Origin of the sequence: Nocardia aurantia, assembly GCF_009604425.1 — a bacterium.
Taxonomy (GTDB): domain Bacteria; phylum Actinomycetota; class Actinomycetes; order Mycobacteriales; family Mycobacteriaceae; genus Nocardia; species Nocardia aurantia.
The window spans coordinates 194,445-213,263 of record NZ_WEGI01000010.1; the positions used below are offsets into that span (position 1 = coordinate 194,445).

Genomic DNA, 18,819 nt, shown 5'->3' on the forward strand with positions numbered 1-18,819 from the left:
GACGTCGATGGATCGACAGGACCGGACGCGCGCGGCATCCTGAGGACGATGGAGTATCACAGTGTGCTGTGGCAGCCGCGATCCGCGCCGATCGCGGAGACGATGCTCGCCGACCGGGTGCGGGCCGATCTGCATCTGGATCGGATCATCGCCGCGGTGGCCGGCGATCTCGATCCCTACCGGCTGACCGAGTGGCTGCGGCGGCCGCTGTGCGATCTCGACGCGGTCCACTACCGCCAGGAGGTGTTCGCCGACCTGGCCTCGCCCGCCACCTACCGGGTGTTCGACGAATTCGCCGTCGCGCTGTGGCGGATGCGCGATCTCACGAAGCGCGCCGCCGACCAGCGCCACACACGGCAACGCGCCCGCTGGTTGCTCGATGCCGCGGCGGAATACGTGCGCGCGGTGACCCGGCTGCGCGACGACCTGGCCGGATCGGCGCTGACCTCGCGCGCGCTCACCGGCTGGCACGACTATCTGCGCGAACTGACCGGCGGCGCCGATTTCACCCGGCTCGCCGCGGACGTCGAGGCGACCGAGAACGCCCTGGGCGGCGTGCGTTTCGCGGTCCGGATCCAGGACCGGACGGTCGAGGTCGGAACATGCGGTGGCGAGCCGGATTACGCGGAGACCATCGCGAACCTGTTCCGCCGCTTCGGATCCGGCGAACCGGGCCTGAGGTCCGCGCCGGATCGCGCCGACCCGGATCCGTTCGAGACGCAGGTGCTGGACCGGGTCGTGGAGCTGTTCCCGGCGCCGTTCCGGCTGCTCGACCGGTTCGCACGCGAGCACGAGGATTTCGCCGATCCCGGCGTCATCCGCTTCGATCGCGAAATCCATTTCTATCTGCGCTATCTCGCGGTGGCAGAACGCGTGACCGGTGACGACCGCGCGATGACGCTGCCGCGGGTGACCGTGGACGTCGACCGCCCCCGCGTCAGCGGCGCCTTCGACCTGGCGCTCGCGCTGAAATGCGTGGCCGAGCGGAAACCGCTGGTGTGCAACGACTTCCGGCTCGATGATGCCGAACGCATCCTGCTGGTGACCGGCCCGAACTCCGGCGGCAAGACCACCTTCGCCCGCGCCGTGGGACAACTCGTGTATCTGGCCGCGCTGGGCTGCCCGGTACCCGCGTCCGAGGCGCGGCTGCCGCTGCCGGACCGGATGTTCACCCATTTCGAACGCGCCGACGCCGCCGACGACCGGAGCGGCCGACTGCTGCGCGAGCTGACCGCGGTACGCGACACCCTCGCCGCCGCCACCGGCCGCAGCGTGATCCTGCTGAACGAGAGTTTCGCGTCGACCACCACCGCCGACGGCCTGCGCATCGCCGGGGAGGTGCTCGGCCGGATCGTCGCGCTCGGGGCGGTCACGGTCTTCGTCACCTTCCTCGAGGGTCTCGCCGAGGGCCCGGCGACGGTCGGCCTGGTCGCCGGGGTCGACCCCGAGGATCCGGCCCGCCGCACCTACCGCCTGGAACGGCGCCCGGCCGACGGGCAACCGCAGGCGGCGGCGCTCGCGCACCGATACGGCCTGACCTACGCGGCGGTCACTGCGAGGGTCACCGGATGAGACCCCACCTCCGGCACTCGCCGGGCGGCCCCGTCGCGACCACGTCACTCGGTGACACGGTCGCCGCCGACCTGGGCCTGGACGCCGTCTGCGCCGCCATGGCCGGCGGTGACCCGGTGCTGCTGGCCGCCGCCCGGACCGGCCTGACCGCGATCGCCGCCGACGCGGCGACCGTCCGGTACCGCCAAGCGGTGTTCGCCGACTGCTGCGCACATCCGGACCGGATCCGGAACCTGTACGACATCGCCTGCGCGGCAACCGAAGTGCGACGCTGGACGATCGGCCGCGGCAGTCGCCCGAGTGGAAAACTGCTGCTGGCGCTCCAGCCGATCACGGAACTGACGACCCTGCTGCGTCGCCTGCGCGCCGAATGTGACAGTGTCGCAGCCCATTTCCGATCCGCCGGCCTGTCCGACCTGTGCGCCCGAGTACGTGCCACCCTCCCGGACGAGTACCTCGACGAGATCTCGAACCACCTGTCCGCCTTGGATTTCGAACACGGGATGCACGTCGGCGTGGCGCTCGGGCCGGGCAACAAACCGGTGGATCCGATCCTGCACCCCCCGCCGCGCTCGCGTCCGCGCGGCCTGCGCCGCCGGACCGGCGCCTTCGAGGCGATCGACGATTTCGAGAACGGCACCACCGCGCTGACCAGGTTCCGCGGCCGGGCCCTGGAAGCGGTCGCCGATGTGGTCAGCCGGGCCGCCGACGACATCGGCGACTTCTTCCTGCGACTGCGCACCGAACTGGCCTTCTACCTCGGCGCTCACACGCTCCGGCAGCGCCTGGAACGGGCCGGTGTGCCGATGTGCGTGCCGGTCGTACTGCCGGCCGGATCACCCGGTCTGCGCTGCACGGGCCTGCGCGACGTCGGCCTGTGCACGACCGGGGAGCCCGTGACCGGCGTCGACGTATCGGCCGCCGACCGCACGCTGCTCGTCGTCACCGGCGCCAACAATGGCGGCAAGACCACATTCCTGCGCAGCGTCGGCCTCGCCCAGATCATGGCGCAGGCAGGCCTTTTCGTAACCGCCGACGAATTCGCCGCCCCGCTGCGCACCGGCGTCTTCACCCACTTCGCGCCGGAGGAGGACCGCACGCTGACCCGGGGCCGGCTCGCGGAGGAACTGGCGGCGATGAGCCGCGTCGTCGACCGGATCACCCCCGGCGGACTACTGCTGTGCAACGAGTCCTTCGCCTCCACCGGTGAGCGCGACGCCGCGCGGATCGCCGGTCCGTTGCTCGCGGGCCTGGTGGACGCCGGGGTGACGGTTGTCTTCGTCACGCATCTGCACGAATTCGCCGCCGCCCGCGCCGCCGAGGACCGCCCGGCGGACCTGTTCCTGCGCGCCGGACGCGCCGTCGACGGCACCCGCACCTACCGGATGACACCGGGCGCGCCCAGCCCGGAGGCCCACGGCGCCGACCTGTTCCACCAGGTGTTCACCGCACCCCCCGCGGCCGGAACTGGATGCTGATCCGCGGCCCCACCGGCCGCCGGGTCTTCGGCACCGCGTGCTCCCAGGTGCGCTGGCACGACCCGCCCATCACCAGCAGATCACCGTGCCCGAGCTGGTACCGCACAGCGGCGCCCCCGCCACGCGGCCGCAGCGCCAGCCCCCGCGGCGCGCCGACGGAAACGATCGCGACCATCGTGTCGAACCGCGCCCCGCGGCCGATGGTGTCGCCGTGCCACGCGACACTGTCGTTGCCGTCGCGGTACCAGCACAGCCCGACCGTCCGGAACGGCTCGCCGAGCTCCGTGGCGTAACGGGTACTCAACGCGGCCCGCGCCGCGTCGAGCGCCGGATCCGGCAGCGGCTCGTCCTCGTCGTAGAACCGTTGCAGCCGTGGCACATCCACCACCCGGTCGTACATCGGCCGCCGATCGGCCCGCCACGGCACCCGCGTCACCAGCCGCTCGAACAGCGCGTCCGCCCCGGTCAGCCACGCCGGCAACACATCGACCCAGGCACCCGCACCCAGCTGCGTGCGCCGCACCCCGTCCAACGCCCCGGGCACGGCCTCCCCGGCCCGTCCCTCGTCGGGACAGTCGAACAGCGATCCCTGAAGCGTCCTCGGCATGCGGCCAATCTACCGATCATCGAACATATGTTCCAGTAGCAAACTAGTGGCTTTCCCTGCTCGGCGGCATAGGCTGTCGACTCGTGATCGTGGTCCCGGAGCAGTTCGCGCGGAGCGTGGCCGCCGATGCGGGCGCGGTGGGCCGTTCCTGGATCGAGGCGTTGCCCGGCCTGGTCGGCGAACTGCTCGAGCGTTGGTCCGGTGTCCCCGACGGGCCGGTGCGGCACGGCCGGGTCGGGCTCGTGATCCCGGTGCGGCGTCGAGACCGGCCACCGGCGGTGCTGAAAGTGTCGCTCCCGCGTCCCTGGAACATTCACGAACCGGCCGCGTTCGCGGCGTGGAACGGTGCCGGCGCGGTGCGGTTGTACGACCGTGACGACGATCGGGGGGCGATGCTGCTGGAGCGCGCCACGACCCGCACACTCGCCGACATCGCCGATCCGGAGCGGGCGGTCGCGATCCAGGGCGCGCTGGCCCGGCGGCTGGCCGTCACCGCGCCTCCGGGATTTCCGCTGCTGTCCGACGTCGTCGCGGGTTGGGCGGACGAGATCCGGGCCGACTCCGCCACTCTGGGCCGGCCGCTGCCGGACCACGTCGTGGACGCGGCGCTGGCGACCATCGCCGAACTCGGCCCGGACCAACCGAATACGCTGGTGCACGGTGATCTTCACGATGCCAACGTGCTCGCCGCCGAACGCGAGGACTGGCTCGCGATCGACCCGAAAGTGTGTGTCGGCGACCCGGCCCACGACGCCTTCACCGTGCTGTTCAGTCCACGCTTCGGCCCGCTGCTGAATTCGGCGGATCCCGGTCCTTCCCTCCATCGATTGCTCGAGATCTATTGCGAGGCAGCAGAAGTGGATATCGAACGGGCGCGCCGCCGGACGCAGGCCGGCGCGGTGTGGGAGGCACTGCGAGGTCGTCGGCTCGGCGAGGCGACGGCGATCGTCGGTGCCGCCGACCGCTTGGCGGCATCCCTCGCCTGAGCCCGTAGCCGACTCCGATCGGAACCCGTCCACGAGTCGATGCCGCGATCGCGCCCGAGTTCGGTGGCGACGACTCAGGAGCGCCCGGCCGCCTCGGATCGGCCCACCCGCCCCAGCGAGCGGTCCGCCAGTGTCAGGACCAGGAACAGCACCGCCGCGATGAGCATGAACTGCGAAAGGTGGTGCAGTGCGGCGGTTCCCGCCGGGCGGGTCAGCAGTGCGCCGCCGGCCGCCGCCGAGCCGATGGCGCCGAGATACACGAAGGTGCGCAGTAGTCCGGCCGAGGAGGCCATGCGGTCGGGCTCGGCCTGGTAGTAGACGGCGTTCTGGATCGCGAGATTGTTGAGCCCCTGCGGGATTCCCATGATGCACACCGCCGCCACCAGCACCCAGACGGTGGTCGACGTGTGCACGGTCAGCAGCAGGCACGCGGCGGCGATCTGCGCGATCGCGCCGACCACCAGTTTGCCGCGAATTCCCTTGCGCCGCCCGGTGAGTGCCGCGACGCCGATCCCGGCCAGCGACATCGGCAGCAGCACGAGGCCGGCGGTGGCCGCCGACAGCCCGCGGCCGTCCTCGAGCCACTGGGTGAAGCCGTACAGAAAGCAATAGGCGATCAGGGCGGACAGGGTGCCGCGGACGTAGGTGGCCACCAGGGGGAGGTTGCCGCCGAGCAGGCGCACGTCCACGAACGGCTCGGCCGTGCGCAGTTCCCGCACCACCAGCGCGGCCAGCGCCACCACCGCCAGTACCGGCAGATACCAGTGCGCCACAGCGGGTTCCATCAGGAACAACAACAGGGCGACGAGCGTCACCGTGAACAGCGCGATTCCGGGAGCGTCCAGACCCGAGCGGCTGCCCCGCCGGGCGGGAGGGGTCCGGGGCAGTCGCCGGGTGCCGAGCGCGAGGCAGGCCAGCGCCAGCGGGATGTTGACGGCGAAGGTGGCGCGCCAGCCGCCCAGGTGGACCAGCAGGCCGCCCGCGGTGGGACCGAGCACGATGACGGTCTGGCTGGCGATCGACAGCGCGGTCAGCACGGTCGCCGGACTGTCACGGCCGGTCCGCTCGGATTCGCTGCGGATCAGGTACATCGAGGCGGGATAGCCCGCGCAGGTACCGAAACCGAGGATCACCCGGGCCGGCACCAGCACCCACAGCGCCGGCGCCAGCAGGCCCAGCAGCCCGGCGATTCCGGTCAGCGCGGCGCCGGCGAGATACAGCCGCCGCGGCCCGTACAGGTCGATCAGCCGGCCGACCACCGGCTGGCCGATCGCCGTCGCCAGGTACAGTGCCGACACCAGCCAGGCGGTCTGCGCCGGTGGCGCGCCGAACGCGATCCCGATCGGCACCAGCGACACCGCCAGGATCGAGGAGTTCACCGGATTGAGCACCGACGAGACGATCATCGGGACGATCAGGCGCCGGTCGAAGCCGTCGGCCTGCGCCGGTCGCCGGAACCTGCGGCCGAACCGCTCCAGCGTGGCCGTCATTCCGAGGTCAGCCTCTCCAGGATCGCCAGAGCGTCCAGCACGGTGGCCCGTTCGGCCTCGGTGAAGTGCTCCTGCAAGGCGGCGGACAACCATTCCTGCCCGGCCTGCCCGCGGTCGTCGAGGAGGTCGCGGCCGGCCCGGGTCAGTGACACCACCTGGCGGCGGCGGTCGGCGGGGTCGGTGTGGCGTTCGACGAATCCGCGCTCGTCGAGCACGGCGAGGGTGGCGGCGACGGCCTGCGGACGTACCCGTTCGGCGGTGGCCAGGTCGCTGGCGGTGCTGTCGCCGCGCTTCTTCAACCGGCTCAGCACCGACATCTGCGAGGGGGTGAGCTCGTGGCTGTCGGAGGCCTCCAGGAAGCGCCGCCGCAGCCGGCTGATCAGCACCCGCAGCTCGCGGGCCGCCCGGACGGCCGATTCGGAGACGGTCTGCGTGGAATCCATGACTCCACGATAGATAGACAACCGAGATTGTTCAATCTGGATTGTTCAATCTGGATTGACCACTATCCGGGCACCGGGCGGATCGTCAGGCGCCGGGCGGGATGTGCGCGCGCACGAAATCGACGACGGCGTCGGTGAATTGGTCGTTCACGTCGCTGGCGGCGGTGTGCGCGGCCCCGGCGATCTCGACGTACTCCAGGTGGGGGACCAGGGCCCGGAACGCGGCGACGCTGTCCTCGCCGACCACGTCGGAGAGCCGGCCGCGGACCAGCAGCACCGGGATGGTGAGTTCGCGGGCCGCTGCCTCCAGTTCGTCGGCGTTGAGGTCCAGATCCTCCGGCCGTTCGGGTCGCTGCATCATCGCCGGATCCCAGTGCCAGTACCACCGGCCGTCGCGCTGACGCAGATTGCGCCGCAACCCTTCCGGGCTGCGCGGCCGCGGCCGGTGCGGCAGATATTCGGCGACCGCGTCGGCGGCCTCCTCCAGGGTGGCGAAGCCCTCCGGACTGCCCGTCAGGAAGTTCAGCACCCGGTCGATACCCTTGCGCTCCGGGCGCGGCACCACGTCGACCAGCACGAGTCCGGCGATCCGTGCCCCGCCGGGCAGGGTGGTGGCGAGCAGGCCGGTCAGGCCGCCCATGCTCGCGCCGACCAGAATCGCCGGGCGGCCGAGTTCGGCGAGGACGCCCAGCAGGTCGGCGGCCTGCGCCTCCCGGCTGTAGTTCCCGTCCGGCGCCCAGTCGCTGTCGCCGTGCCCGCGCGCGTCCAGCAGCACCGCGCGCAGCCCGACCTTGGCCAGGGCCGCGCCGGTGTCCTTCCAGGAATGCCGGGTCTGGCCGCCACCGTGCAGGAATACCGCCAGCGGGCCGTCCTCGGGTCCCCAGCTTTCTCCGGCGAGTCGGATACCGTCGGCGGCCCGGAAGGCCAGCGGCGTCGGATCCGTGAACCCATTCGCATTGCTCACGACATCGAGCATGACACAGGAAAGGGTCGTATTTACAGTGTATGACGACATCGCGGTGCTGTAGCCGGTCATTCGCCGGATCGGTCGTGGAGCGGGGGACCGGGCGCAGCACCGGATCTCGGCGCTGCTAGGCTGCTCAGCCGAACAGACATCCTTTAACGGACCGTCCCGTGAGGCGGGGAAGGAGGTCGGCATGGCCGTGCCCGAATACTCGCAGCGACACGATCCGGAGTGGATCCGGACCGGGCGCGAGTTGTTGTCGGCGCAGGACGTGAGCCGCACCGTGGCCCGCATGGCCCATCAGATCATCGAGAAGACCGCGCTCGACGCGGGCGATCCCGCGGCGCCGCGCGTGGTGCTGATCGGCATCCCGACCCGCGGCACCTCGCTGGCCGCCCGGCTCACCGACCGGATCGAGGAGTTCTCCGGGGTGCGACCGGCGCTCGGCTCGCTGGACATCACCCTCTATCGCGACGATCTGCGCAATCGCCCGCATCGCCCGCTGGAGCGCACCCAGGTCCCCGAGGGCGGCATCGAGAACGCCCTGGTCGTCCTCGTCGACGACGTGCTGTTCTCCGGCCGCAGTGTGCGTTCCGCGCTCGACGGCCTGCGCGACCTCGGCCGCCCGCGCTCGGTGCAACTGGCCGTGCTGATCGACCGCGGCCACCGCGAACTGCCGATCCGCGCCGACTACGTCGGCAAGAACGTGCCCACCTCCCGCAGCGAGGACATCTCCGTACTGCTGACCGAACACGACGGCCGCGACGGCGTCTACCTGCACCAGGGGGACGAGCAGTGAGGCATCTGCTGTCGGTGACCGACCTCGATCGCGATGCCGCGACCCGGCTGCTCGACGACGCCGAACGGTTCGAGCAGGCGCTGCTCGGCCGCGAGGTGCGCAAGCTGCCCACCCTGCGCGGCCGCACCGTGATGACGGTCTTCTTCGAGAACTCCACCCGCACCCGGGTCTCGTTCGAGGTCGCGGGCAAATGGATGAGCGCCGACGTGATCAACGTCAGCGCCTCCAGTTCCTCGGTGTCCAAAGGGGAATCGCTGCGCGACACCGCGCTGACCCTGCACGCCGCCGGCGCCGACGCGCTGGTGGTCCGGCACCCGGCCTCCGGCGCCGCACACCAGATCGCCCGCTGGTTCGCCGAAATGCCCAGCGGCTCCAGCGGTTTCGCGGGCAACGGCCCGGCGGTGGTGAACGCCGGTGACGGCATGCACGAACATCCGACCCAGGCGCTGCTGGACGCGCTGACCCTGCGGCAGCGACTGGGCTCGCTCGAGGGCAAGCGGATCGTCATCGTCGGCGACATCCTGCACAGCCGGGTCGCGCGCTCGAATGCGTTCCTGCTGAACATCCTCGGCGCCGAGGTGACCCTGGTCGCACCGCGCACCCTGCTGCCGGTCGGCGTGGGTCACTGGCCGGTGCGGATCTCGGACTCGCTGGACGCCGAACTGCCCGGCGCGGACGCGGTGATGATGCTGCGCGTGCAGGCCGAGCGGATGAACGGCGGCTTCTTCCCGTCGGCCCGTGAGTATTCGATCCGCTACGGCCTCAACGAGCGTCGCCTCGCGCTGCTGCCCGAGGAGGCGGTGGTGCTGCACCCCGGCCCGATGCTGCGCGGCATGGAGATCGCCTCGGCGGTCGCCGACTCACCGAAAGCCGCTGTGCTGCAACAGGTCAACAACGGCGTGCATATGCGCATGGCGGTGCTGTTCCGCCTGCTCGCCGGTGCCGAGGAGGTCGTCGCATGAGCGGGTCAGGGCCGGAGGCGGCAGCGGAGCGTCACCACGGAGGCCCCTCGATCGTGCGAGAAAGTCACCGCATGACAACGTTGATCCGGAACGTCCGGCTCTACGGCGAAGGTGAGCCGATCGACGTGCTGCTCGCCGAGGGTGAGATCCGCGCGCTCGGACCGGATCTCGCGGCCGAGGCCGGCGTGGAGACGATCGACGGCGCCGGGCAGATCCTGCTGCCCGGCTTCGTGGACCTGCACACCCATCTGCGCGAGCCCGGCCGCGAGGACACCGAGACCATCGAATCCGGTTCCGCCGCAGCGGCTCTCGGCGGTTACACGGCGGTGTTCGCGATGGCCAACACCAGCCCGGTCGCCGACAACCCGGTGGTCACCGACCATGTGTGGCGCCGCGGCCGCGAGGTCGGCCTCGTCGACGTGCACCCGGTCGGCGCGGTCACCGTGGGGCTGGCCGGCAAGCAGCTGGCCGAGATGGGCACCATGGCCGCCGGCGAGGCCGGGGTCCGGTTGTTCTCCGACGACGGCCGGTGCGTGCACGACCCGCTGATCATGCGCCGCGCGCTGGAATACGCGAACTCGCTGGGCGTGCTGATCGCCCAGCACGCCGAGGAGCCCCGGCTGACCGAGGGCGCGGTGGCGCACGAGGGCCCGAACGCGTCCCGGCTCGGCCTGGCCGGCTGGCCGCGCGCGGCCGAGGAGTCGATCGTCGCCCGCGACGCACTGCTGGCCCGCGACGCCGGCGCCCGCGTGCACATCTGCCACGCCTCCACCGCCGGTACCGTCGAGATCCTGAAATGGGCGAAGGCACAAGGGATCTCGATCACCGCCGAGGTCACCCCGCATCATCTGCTGCTGGACGACTCGCGGCTCGAGACCTACGACGCGGTGAACAAGGTGAACCCGCCGCTGCGCGAGGCCGCCGACGTGGCCGCGCTGCGGCAGGCACTGGCCGACGGGACCGTCGACTGCGTCGCCACCGATCACGCCCCGCACGCCGAACAGGACAAGTGCTGCGAATTCGCGGCGGCCCGGCCGGGCATGCTCGGCCTGGAGACCGCGCTGTCGATCGTGGTGGACACCATGGTCCGCCCCGGCCTGCTGGACTGGCGTGGGGTGGCCCGCGTGATGAGCGAGAATCCGGCCCGCATCGCGGGTCTGGACGATCAGGGCCGGCCACTCGCCGTGGGTGAGCCGGCCAACCTGGTGCTGGTCGACCCCGAGGCCGAGTGGACGGTGCGGTCCGCCGACCTGGCCAGCATCTCGAAGAACACGCCGTACGAGGCGATGACCCTGCCGGGGCGGGTGACGGCCACCTTCCTGCGCGGCCGGCTCACCGCCCGGGACGGGTCGGTCCGCATCGGTACCGGCGCCCGGACGGGAGGACAGTCGTAATGGAACGGACCCTGCTGGTTCTCCTGCTGCTCGCGCTGTTCGCGCTGATCCTGTGGGGAATGTCCCGCTCGTGGCGCAAGCGCGGCGCACGCCAGGCGGACGCCGTCGGTGAACTGCCGCAGGTGCCCGCCGAACCCGGCGCGCAGGTCCTGGAGCCGACCACCGGCCTCTACACCGGCACGACGCTCGCGCCGAGCTGGCAGAACCGAGTTGTGGTGGGAGACCTGGGTTTCCGCGCGACCGCGGAGCTGACCCGGTTCGAGCGCGGCGTACTGCTGGAGCGCGACGGCGCCTCGCCGATCTGGATTCCGGCGGAAGCCATCACGGCGGTGCGGACCGAGCGCGGCCACGCGGGCAAGGTCATGACAGAAGATGGTGTGCTGGTCATTCGCTGGAAGCTGCCGACGGGAACCGAGGTGGACACCGGGTTCCGCGGCGACGACAAGGCGGTGTACCCGGCCTGGACGGGCGCCCACACCGGTACGACGAACGGAGACGACCAATGAGCGCGACCGCGCTGATGGTGCTGGAGGACGGCCGGGTGTTCCGCGGTTCGGCCTACGGCGCCACGGGTGAGACGCTGGGCGAGGCGGTGTTCTGCACCGCGATGACCGGATATCAGGAGACCCTGACCGATCCCAGTTACCACCGGCAGATCGTGGTGGCCACCGCCCCGCAGATCGGCAACACCGGCTGGAACGACGAAGACGACGAGTCGAAGCGGATCTGGGTCGCCGGCTACGCGGTGCGCGACCCCGCGCGGCGCGCCTCGAACTGGCGCGCCACCACCACCCTGCCCGCGGAACTCGAGCGGCAGCGGGTGGTGGGCATCGCCGGTATCGACACCCGCGCCCTGGTGCGGCACCTGCGCACCCGCGGTTCGATGAAGGCGGGCATCTTCAGCGGCGAGGCCGCCGACGCTCCGGTCGAGGAACTGGTCGCCCGCGTCACCGGCCAGTCCGCGATGCTCGGCGCCGACCTGGCCGCCGAGGTGACCACGCCCGGCGGATACACCGTCGAACCCGAGGGCGAGCATCGGTTCACCGTGGTCGCCGTCGATCTCGGCATCAAGACCAACACCCCGCGGATGTTCGCGCAGCGCGGCGTCCGGGTGCACGTGGTGCCCTCGGGCATCACCCTGGACGGGGTGCGGGAGCTGAATCCGGACGGCGTGTTCCTGTCCAACGGCCCCGGCGACCCGGCCACCCAGGACGATGCCGTCGCGCTCACGAAAGCCGTTCTCGGCGAGGGCATTCCGCTGTTCGGCATCTGCTTCGGCAACCAGATCCTCGGCCGCGCGCTCGGATTGTCCACGTACAAGATGAAATTCGGCCACCGCGGCATCAACGTGCCGGTCGTCGACCATGCCACCGGGCAGGTCTCGATCACCGCGCAGAACCACGGCTTCGCGCTGGAAGGTGAAGCGGGACAACGCTTCGACACCCCGTTCGGCACCGCCGAGGTCAGCCACACCTGCGCCAACGACGGCACCGTCGAGGGCGTGCGGCTGGTGGACGGCCGGGCCTTCTCCGTGCAGTACCACCCCGAGGCCGCCGCCGGCCCGCACGACGCCGCCTACCTGTTCGACCGTTTCGCCGACCTTCTGGAGGATTCCTGATGCCTCGCCGCGAAGACCTCCGCCACATCCTGGTGATCGGCTCCGGCCCGATCGTCATCGGCCAGGCCTGCGAATTCGACTACTCCGGCACCCAGGCGTGCCGGGTGCTGCGGGCCGAGGGCCTGCGGGTGACGCTGGTCAACTCGAATCCGGCCACGATCATGACCGACCCGGAGTTCGCCGACGCCACCTACGTCGAGCCGATCACCGCGGAATACGTCGAGAAGATCATCGACAAGGAGCGCCCCGACGCGATCCTCGCCACCCTGGGCGGCCAGACCGCGCTGAACACCGCGGTCGCGCTGCACGAGCGCGGCACCCTGGCGAAGTACGGCGTCGAGATGATCGGCGCCGACTTCGACGCCATCCAGCGCGGTGAGGACCGGCAGAAGTTCAAGGACATCGTCGCGAAGGTCGGCGGCGAGAGCGCCCGCTCGCGGGTCTGCCACACCATGGACGAGGTCCGCGAGACGGTCGCCGAACTCGGCTTCCCGGTGGTCGTGCGCCCGTCGTTCACCATGGGCGGACTGGGCTCCGGGATGGCCTACGACGACGTCGACCTGGATCGCATCGCCGGCGGCGGCCTCGCGGCCTCGCCGACGGCGAACGTGCTCATCGAGGAATCCATCCTGGGCTGGAAGGAATTCGAGCTCGAGCTGATGCGCGACCGCCGCGACAACGTGGTGATCGTGTGCTCGATCGAGAACGTCGACCCGATGGGCGTGCACACCGGCGACTCGATGACCGTCGCCCCCGCGATGACCCTCACCGATCGCGAGTACCAGAAGATGCGCGATCTCGGCATCGCGATCCTGCGTGAGGTCGGCGTCGACACCGGCGGCTGCAACATCCAGTTCGCGGTCGATCCGAGCGACGGCCGCCTGATCGTCATCGAGATGAACCCGCGAGTGTCGCGGTCGTCCGCATTGGCTTCCAAGGCAACGGGTTTCCCGATCGCGAAGATCGCCGCGAAGCTGGCCATCGGCTACACGCTGGACGAGATCGTCAACGACATCACCAAGGAGACGCCGGCCTGTTTCGAGCCGACCCTCGACTACGTCGTGGTGAAGGCGCCGCGGTTCGCGTTCGAGAAGTTCCCCGGCGCCGACCCGACGCTGACCACCACGATGAAGTCGGTCGGCGAGGCGATGAGCCTGGGCCGCAACTTCACCGAGGCGCTCGGCAAGGTGCTGCGCTCGCTGGAGACCAAGGCCGCGGGCTTCTGGACGCAGCCGGACGGCCGCTGGACCGATGTGCAGGACATCCTCCTCGACCTGACCACCCCCACCGAGGGCCGCATCTACCAGGTGGAACGCGCGCTGCGCCTGGGCGCGACGGTCGAGCAGGTGGCCGAGGCGTCCGGGATCGACCCGTGGTTCGTCGCCGAGGTCGAGAGCCTGGTGGACCTGCGCCGCGAGGTGCTCGACGCGCCGGTCCTGGACGAGCCGCTGCTGCGCACCGCGAAGCACCACGGCCTGTCCGATCGCCAGATCGCCGCGCTGCGACCGGAATTGGCGGGTGAGGACGGCGTGCGCGCGCTGCGGCACCGGCTCGACATCCGCCCGGTGTACAAGACCGTCGACACCTGTGCCGCCGAATTCGAGGCCCGTACCCCGTACCACTACTCGGCGTACGAGCTGGATCCGGCCGCGGAATCCGAGGTGGCGCCGCAGCCCGAGCGTGCGAAGGTGATCATCCTCGGCTCCGGCCCGAACCGCATCGGCCAGGGCATCGAATTCGACTACTCGTGTGTGCACGCCGCGCAGACGCTGTCGGACGCGGGCTACGAGACGGTGATGGTCAACTGCAACCCGGAGACCGTCTCCACCGACTACGACACCGCCGACCGCCTCTACTTCGAGCCGCTGACCTTCGAGGACGTGCTCGAGGTGTTCCACGCCGAGCAGGAGTCCGGCACCGTCGAGGGCGTCATCGTGCAACTCGGCGGCCAGACCCCGCTGGGCCTGGCGCAGCGGCTGACCGACGCCGGTGTGCCGGTGGTCGGCACCTCCGCGGCCGCGATCGACCTGGCCGAGGACCGCGGCGAATTCGGTCAGGTGCTGACCACGGCCGGCCTCCCCGCGCCGAAGTACGGCACCGCGACCACCTTCGCGCAGGCGAAGAAGATCGCCACCGACATCGGCTATCCGGTGCTGGTCCGGCCGTCGTACGTGCTCGGCGGCCGCGGTATGGAGATCGTCTACGACGAATCCTCGCTGGAGGGCTACATCTCCCGCGCCACCGACGTGTCGCCGGAGCATCCGGTGCTGGTCGACCGGTTCCTGGAGGACGCCATCGAGATCGACGTCGACGCGCTGTGTGACGGTGACGAGGTCTACCTCGCCGGGGTCATGGAACATATCGAGGAGGCCGGTATCCACTCCGGTGACTCCGCGTGCGCGCTGCCACCGATCACGTTGGGGCGCAGCGACATCGAGTCCGTGCGCCGGTCCACGACCGCCCTCGCCAAGGGCATCGGGGTGCGTGGTCTGCTCAATGTGCAGTACGCGCTGAAGGACGACGTGCTGTACGTGCTGGAGGCCAATCCGCGCGCCAGCCGCACGGTGCCCTTTGTGTCGAAGGCGACGGCGGTACCGCTGGCGAAGGCCGCGGCCCGGATCATGCTCGGCGCCACCATCGCCGAACTGCGCAAGGAGGGCATGCTCCCCGCCGAGGGTGACGGCGGCCACGCCCCGCTCGACGCGCCCGTCGCGGTCAAGGAGGCTGTCCTGCCGTTCCATCGCTTCCGCCGCCCCGACGGCTCCGGCATCGACTCGCTGCTGTCGCCGGAGATGAAGTCCACCGGCGAGGTCATGGGCATCGACGCCGATTTCGGCACCGCCTTCGCCAAGAGCCAGACAGCGGCCTACGGGTCGCTGCCCACCGAGGGCACGGTGTTCGTGTCGATCGCCAACCGGGACAAGCGCGCGATGGTCTTCCCGGTGAAGCGCCTGCACGATCTGGGCTTCCGTATCCTGGCTACCGAGGGCACCGCCGAAATGCTCCGGCGCAACGGTATCCCGTGCCAGACTGTGCGGAAGCACTCCGATCCGGAAGCGACGGACGAGCGCGACAACACGGCCTCGGATATTCACCGCGCCGACACGACATCGGACATTCTTGGTCCCTCGATCGTAGATCAGATCAAGGATGGTGATATCGACATCGTGTTCAATACCCCCTACGGGAACTCCGGACCTCGGGTCGACGGCTACGAGATCCGGACCGCCGCGGTGGGTGCGAACATTCCGTGCATCACCACGGTGCAGGGTGCGGCTGCGGCCGTACAGGGTATCGAGGCCACAATAAACGGCGGTATCGGTGTGCGCTCCCTCCAGGAGTTGCATGCCGTGCTGCGCGCTGACGTGACCGATGAATCCCGAGGCGCGAGCCCGGCGTAACCACGCAGGGGCTTCGGACACGTTCGAACGGAAGACCGGCGTCGCGGACGCCGACAGCAACACGACGGGAGAGAATTACGGTGGGAGCCATCGGGTTTGGTGCAGGGGCTCGGCCCGTGGGGGCCGGACGGGTGAAGCCGCGACGGCGGGCGATCGACACCGCGGTGGTGCCGATGCCGATCGAGGTGACCCCGCGCGGTGGCGGCGATATCCGCGGTCTGCGGAAGGCCGGCGGGTTCGGCAGTTACGGCGCCGTCGGCTTCCGGGCCACGCCGCCGATCAGCCGGATCCCCGCGCCCATCGAACCGGAACCCGAGGCAGACACGGAAACCGAGCGCGAACTGGCGGTGGCCGGGTCCGCGGCGGATCAGCAGTGAAGCCGTTCGGTGTCCGGCTGCGCCACGCCATGGCCGAATACGGGCCGTTGTGCGTCGGCATCGACCCGCACCCGGCGCTGTTGCGCGCGTGGGGGTTCAGCGCGGATGCCGACGGGTTGAAGCGGTTCGCCGACGTCTGCGTGGCGGCGTTCGGCGGCCAGGTGGCGTTGGTGAAGCCGCAAGCGGCGTTCTTCGAGACCTACGGGTCCGCCGGGTTCGCGGTCCTGGAGTCCACGATCGCCGCGTTGCGCTCGCTGGACACGCTGGTGCTCGCCGACGTCAAGCGCGGTGACATCGGTTCCACCATGGCCGCGTACGCCGAGGCTTGGCTCGGCGACGGGCCGCTGGCCGTCGACGCGATCACCGCGTCGCCGTATCTCGGCTTCGGTTCGCTGGCCCCGGCGCTGGACCTCGCCGAGGCCGATCACCGGGGCGTGTTCGTCCTGGCGGCCACCTCGAATCCGGAGGCGGCCGCGTTACAGAACACCGTGGCCGCCGACGGCCGCACCCTCGCCCAGACCATGGTCGACGCCGCCGCGGCGCGCAATGCCGGCCCGGAGTTCGGCTCGGTCGGAGTGGTGGTCGGCGCGACCCTGGCGGTGGCGCCGGACCTGAGCCGGCTCAACGGCCCGATCCTGATGCCGGGCGTCGGTGCCCAGGGCGGGGGATCGGAGTCGATCCGGTCGCTGGTCCCGCCGGAGGTGCTGCCGGCGGTGCTGCCGAGCGTCTCCCGCGAGGTGCTCGAGGCCGGTCCGGCGGTGAGTGCCCTGCGGCAGCGGGTGCGTGACCTCGCGGCCGGATTCGCTTTCCCGTACGAGTAGCCCCAGCGGGTACGTCCGATCCGTTCCTTTCGGAGTCGATGTGCCGGGCCGGACGGTCGGCTGCCGGGTGTGCTCTCGGGCACGTTCGCCATACCTTCGATACATCCCGACTGGTCCGTTTTCAAAATCGGCCCGCTGAGCGGCACCGGACGCCTCCCGGCACCACGAACTACACGGATGTGTTTTCAGGCGTCAGTGGGCCTTTCGGTCGCTATTGAGAACCTCTCCGGCGGTCGTGCGGCGCGGGCTCCGCGAAGCTCCGCGCGGGGGTCCCGGACCGCGACACGCAGAGGCGAAAAAGCGCGACACGCCGAGGAATTCAAGAAAGTTCCAGGTCGCGCGATAACAGCTCGATCACGACCGGATCCGGACCGCCGCCGCTCCTGTCATCCGCCCTCTCGCCCAGCGGAAAAGGCCAGGTCACAGGGTCGTGGAGGGTGCGGGCGAGCGGATCCGCGCGACGATCGCGGACGGGCCCCCACGGCCCTCGCACCGCCTCCTGACACGCCCGGAATCCGTCGCTGACCTGGGGGGTGGGTTCGCAATCGGCAAGCGGCGTGGGTACGGTCGCTGAGACCGCCGGGTTACCGGTGGTAGATCATGCAATGAACGATGAGACGGAGGAACCCAGTGGCCCTTCCCCAGCTGACCGACGAGCAGCGCGCCGCTGCTTTGGAGAAGGCGGCTGCCGCTCGCCGCGCTCGGGCAGAGCTCAAGGAGCGCTTGAAGCGTGGCGGCACCGACCTGAAGACGGTCCTGAAGGACGCCGAGACCGATGAGGTTCTCGGGAAGATGAAGGTGTCGGCGCTGTTGGAGGCCCTGCCGAAGGTGGGCAAGGTCAAGGCGGCGGAGATCATGAGCGAGCTCGAGATCGCGCCGACCCGGCGCCTGCGTGGCCTCGGTGACCGGCAGCGCAAAGCGCTGCTGGCCAAATTCGACTTCACGGCCTGAGCCGAGAGTGGTCGGACACACGCAGAAGGGTCGACTGGTGGTACTGGTCGGCCCCTCGGCCGTCGGGAAGTCGACAGTTGTTCGCTGCGTTCGCGAGCGACTGCCGGAACTGGTGTTCAGTGTGTCGGCCACTACCCGGGCCCCGCGGCCCGGAGAGGTCGACGGCCGCGATTACCGGTTCGTGACCAGGGCCGAGTTCGACGCCATGATCGAACAGGGGGATCTGCTCGAATGGGCCGACATCCACGGCGGCCTGCAGCGGTCGGGTACCCCGGCCGCCCCGGTCCGGACCGCGATCGCGGCCGGTAAACCGGTCCTGATCGAGGTGGACCTGGCGGGGGCCCGCTCGATCCGTACCACCATGCCGGAGGCACTGCACGTGTTTCTGGCCCCGCCCAGCTGGGACGTTCTGGTCGAGCGGCTGACCGGCCGCGGCACCGAATCCCCCGAGGTGATCGAACGCCGGTTGCAGACGGCGAGGACCGAGCTCGCGGCATGTGACGAGTTCGACATCGTGATCGTGAACAACGACCTGACCAGTGCCTGTGAGCAATTGGTATCGTTGTTCGTTAGCACAAATTCGAGCCACCACCGGAACTAACCCCAGGAGTCTCCCGAGTGACCGACACCAAGACCGTGCCCGCGTACGACACCCCGGTCGGCCTGACCAACCCGCCGATCGATGAGCTGCTCGAGCGCACGTCGTCGAAGTACGCGCTGGTCATCTACGCCGCCAAGCGCGCGCGTCAGATCAACGACTATTACAACCAGCTCGGCGACGGCATCCTCGAGTACGTCGGGCCGCTGGTCGAGCCGGGTCTCCAGGAGAAGCCGCTGTCGGTGGCCATGCGTGAGATCCACGCCGACCTGCTCGAGCACTCCGAAGGCGAGTGACTCCGCGCGCGGCGGCGCCCAGGTGACGCCGCCGCCACCTGCGATCGAAAAGGCTTGATCAG

The 18,819-nt window shown here is 70.3% G+C and carries 18 protein-coding genes; 14 read left to right on the forward strand and 4 right to left on the reverse strand.

Going from position 1 to position 18,819, the window contains the following annotated elements; translation table 11 throughout:
• The first annotated feature begins 48 nt into the window (after positions 1-48).
• Together NRB56_RS23095 and NRB56_RS23100 are read left to right on the forward strand one after the other, a co-directional pair.
• Positions 49-1,572: a MutS-related protein gene (locus NRB56_RS23095; protein WP_153345564.1), complete on the forward strand. Its 1,524-nt coding sequence runs from the start codon at positions 49-51 to the stop codon at positions 1,570-1,572.
• Positions 1,569-3,050 (forward strand): MutS-related protein, encoded by a 1,482-nt coding sequence (locus tag NRB56_RS23100; RefSeq protein ID WP_153345565.1) that lies wholly within the window; start codon positions 1,569-1,571, stop codon positions 3,048-3,050. The genes NRB56_RS23095 and NRB56_RS23100 overlap by 4 nt, the downstream gene beginning before the upstream one ends.
• On the opposite strand, the gene NRB56_RS23105 is transcribed toward NRB56_RS23100, so the two are convergent.
• Positions 3,016-3,657 carry an alpha-ketoglutarate-dependent dioxygenase AlkB gene (locus NRB56_RS23105; RefSeq protein WP_153345567.1) on the reverse strand — a complete coding sequence of 214 codons (642 nt, stop codon included), beginning with the start codon at positions 3,655-3,657 and terminating at the stop codon, positions 3,016-3,018. The genes NRB56_RS23100 and NRB56_RS23105 overlap by 35 nt on opposite strands.
• Before the next feature lie 83 nt (positions 3,658-3,740).
• Here NRB56_RS23105 and NRB56_RS23110 point away from each other — a divergent pair, with 83 nt between their 5' ends.
• Complete coding sequence (locus NRB56_RS23110) at positions 3,741-4,643, forward strand: aminoglycoside phosphotransferase family protein (protein WP_319943395.1); 903 nt, start codon at positions 3,741-3,743, stop codon at positions 4,641-4,643.
• A 74-nt stretch (positions 4,644-4,717) separates the two neighbouring features.
• Here NRB56_RS23110 and NRB56_RS23115 read toward each other — a convergent pair whose 3' ends face one another.
• From NRB56_RS23115 to NRB56_RS23125, 3 genes are all read right to left on the reverse strand, one after another.
• A complete protein-coding gene (locus tag NRB56_RS23115) occupies positions 4,718-6,133 on the reverse strand; it encodes an MFS transporter (protein WP_153345572.1) in 1,416 nt (471 codons plus the stop codon).
• Positions 6,130-6,576, reverse strand: coding sequence for a MarR family winged helix-turn-helix transcriptional regulator (locus tag NRB56_RS23120; protein ID WP_153345574.1), 447 nt, complete (start codon positions 6,574-6,576; stop codon positions 6,130-6,132). The genes NRB56_RS23115 and NRB56_RS23120 overlap by 4 nt, the downstream gene beginning before the upstream one ends.
• Before the next feature lie 85 nt (positions 6,577-6,661).
• The gene (locus NRB56_RS23125; protein ID WP_153345576.1) at positions 6,662-7,552 is read right to left on the reverse strand and encodes an alpha/beta fold hydrolase; all 891 of its coding nucleotides are present in this window, start codon (positions 7,550-7,552) and stop codon (positions 6,662-6,664) included.
• Between the two features lie 181 nt (positions 7,553-7,733).
• On the opposite strand from NRB56_RS23125, the gene pyrR reads away from it, so the two are divergent.
• From pyrR to rpoZ, 11 genes are all read left to right on the forward strand, one after another.
• The gene (gene pyrR, locus NRB56_RS23130) at positions 7,734-8,339 is read left to right on the forward strand and encodes a bifunctional pyr operon transcriptional regulator/uracil phosphoribosyltransferase PyrR (protein WP_153345578.1); all 606 of its coding nucleotides are present in this window, start codon (positions 7,734-7,736) and stop codon (positions 8,337-8,339) included.
• A complete protein-coding gene (locus NRB56_RS23135; protein WP_319943396.1) occupies positions 8,336-9,301 on the forward strand; it encodes an aspartate carbamoyltransferase catalytic subunit in 966 nt (321 codons plus the stop codon). The genes pyrR and NRB56_RS23135 overlap by 4 nt, the downstream gene beginning before the upstream one ends.
• 71 nt (positions 9,302-9,372) lie before the next feature.
• A complete protein-coding gene (locus tag NRB56_RS23140; RefSeq protein WP_153345580.1) occupies positions 9,373-10,695 on the forward strand; it encodes a dihydroorotase in 1,323 nt (440 codons plus the stop codon).
• The gene (locus NRB56_RS23145; RefSeq protein ID WP_153345582.1) at positions 10,695-11,201 is read left to right on the forward strand and encodes a PH-like domain-containing protein; all 507 of its coding nucleotides are present in this window, start codon (positions 10,695-10,697) and stop codon (positions 11,199-11,201) included. Before NRB56_RS23140 ends, NRB56_RS23145 begins: the two co-directional genes overlap by 1 nt.
• On the forward strand, positions 11,198-12,313 hold the full coding sequence (gene carA / locus NRB56_RS23150; protein ID WP_153345584.1) for a glutamine-hydrolyzing carbamoyl-phosphate synthase small subunit: 1,116 nt from the start codon (positions 11,198-11,200) through the stop codon (positions 12,311-12,313). Before NRB56_RS23145 ends, carA begins: the two co-directional genes overlap by 4 nt.
• Positions 12,313-15,714 (forward strand): carbamoyl-phosphate synthase large subunit, encoded by a 3,402-nt coding sequence (gene carB / locus NRB56_RS23155; RefSeq protein WP_153345586.1) that lies wholly within the window; start codon positions 12,313-12,315, stop codon positions 15,712-15,714. The genes carA and carB overlap by 1 nt, the downstream gene beginning before the upstream one ends.
• A 131-nt stretch (positions 15,715-15,845) precedes the next feature.
• On the forward strand, positions 15,846-16,091 hold the full coding sequence (locus tag NRB56_RS23160; RefSeq protein ID WP_153345588.1) for a hypothetical protein: 246 nt from the start codon (positions 15,846-15,848) through the stop codon (positions 16,089-16,091).
• Positions 16,088-16,912 carry an orotidine-5'-phosphate decarboxylase gene (gene pyrF / locus NRB56_RS23165; protein WP_319943397.1) on the forward strand — a complete coding sequence of 275 codons (825 nt, stop codon included), beginning with the start codon at positions 16,088-16,090 and terminating at the stop codon, positions 16,910-16,912. The genes NRB56_RS23160 and pyrF overlap by 4 nt, the downstream gene beginning before the upstream one ends.
• A 630-nt stretch (positions 16,913-17,542) precedes the next feature.
• Positions 17,543-17,863, forward strand: a complete 321-nt coding sequence (gene mihF / locus NRB56_RS23170; protein ID WP_019927023.1) for an integration host factor, actinobacterial type — start codon at positions 17,543-17,545, stop codon at positions 17,861-17,863.
• Positions 17,864-17,870: 7 nt separating this feature from the next.
• Positions 17,871-18,464, forward strand: coding sequence for a guanylate kinase (gmk, locus tag NRB56_RS23175; RefSeq protein ID WP_319943398.1), 594 nt, complete (start codon positions 17,871-17,873; stop codon positions 18,462-18,464).
• Positions 18,465-18,481: 17 nt separating this feature from the next.
• The gene (gene rpoZ, locus NRB56_RS23180; RefSeq protein ID WP_319943399.1) at positions 18,482-18,757 is read left to right on the forward strand and encodes a DNA-directed RNA polymerase subunit omega; all 276 of its coding nucleotides are present in this window, start codon (positions 18,482-18,484) and stop codon (positions 18,755-18,757) included.
• The last annotated feature ends 62 nt before the right edge of the window (positions 18,758-18,819 follow it).

What these genes read in the sequence shown, in the direction of transcription:
- NRB56_RS23095 (WP_153345564.1), top strand. Translation starts at nt 49, where the DNA reads ATGGAGTATCACAGTGTGCTGTGGCAGCCGCGATCCGCGCCGATCGCG.
- NRB56_RS23100 (WP_153345565.1), top strand. Translation starts at nt 1,569, where the DNA reads ATGAGACCCCACCTCCGGCACTCGCCGGGCGGCCCCGTCGCGACCACG.
- NRB56_RS23105 (WP_153345567.1), bottom strand. Translation starts at nt 3,657, where the DNA reads ATGCCGAGGACGCTTCAGGGATCGCTGTTCGACTGTCCCGACGAGGGA.
- NRB56_RS23115 (WP_153345572.1), bottom strand. Translation starts at nt 6,133, where the DNA reads ATGACGGCCACGCTGGAGCGGTTCGGCCGCAGGTTCCGGCGACCGGCG.
- NRB56_RS23120 (WP_153345574.1), bottom strand. Translation starts at nt 6,576, where the DNA reads ATGGATTCCACGCAGACCGTCTCCGAATCGGCCGTCCGGGCGGCCCGC.
- NRB56_RS23125 (WP_153345576.1), bottom strand. Translation starts at nt 7,552, where the DNA reads ATGCTCGATGTCGTGAGCAATGCGAATGGGTTCACGGATCCGACGCCG.
- pyrR (WP_153345578.1), top strand. Translation starts at nt 7,734, where the DNA reads ATGGCCGTGCCCGAATACTCGCAGCGACACGATCCGGAGTGGATCCGG.
- NRB56_RS23140 (WP_153345580.1), top strand. Translation starts at nt 9,373, where the DNA reads ATGACAACGTTGATCCGGAACGTCCGGCTCTACGGCGAAGGTGAGCCG.
- NRB56_RS23145 (WP_153345582.1), top strand. Translation starts at nt 10,695, where the DNA reads ATGGAACGGACCCTGCTGGTTCTCCTGCTGCTCGCGCTGTTCGCGCTG.
- carA (WP_153345584.1), top strand. Translation starts at nt 11,198, where the DNA reads ATGAGCGCGACCGCGCTGATGGTGCTGGAGGACGGCCGGGTGTTCCGC.
- carB (WP_153345586.1), top strand. Translation starts at nt 12,313, where the DNA reads ATGCCTCGCCGCGAAGACCTCCGCCACATCCTGGTGATCGGCTCCGGC.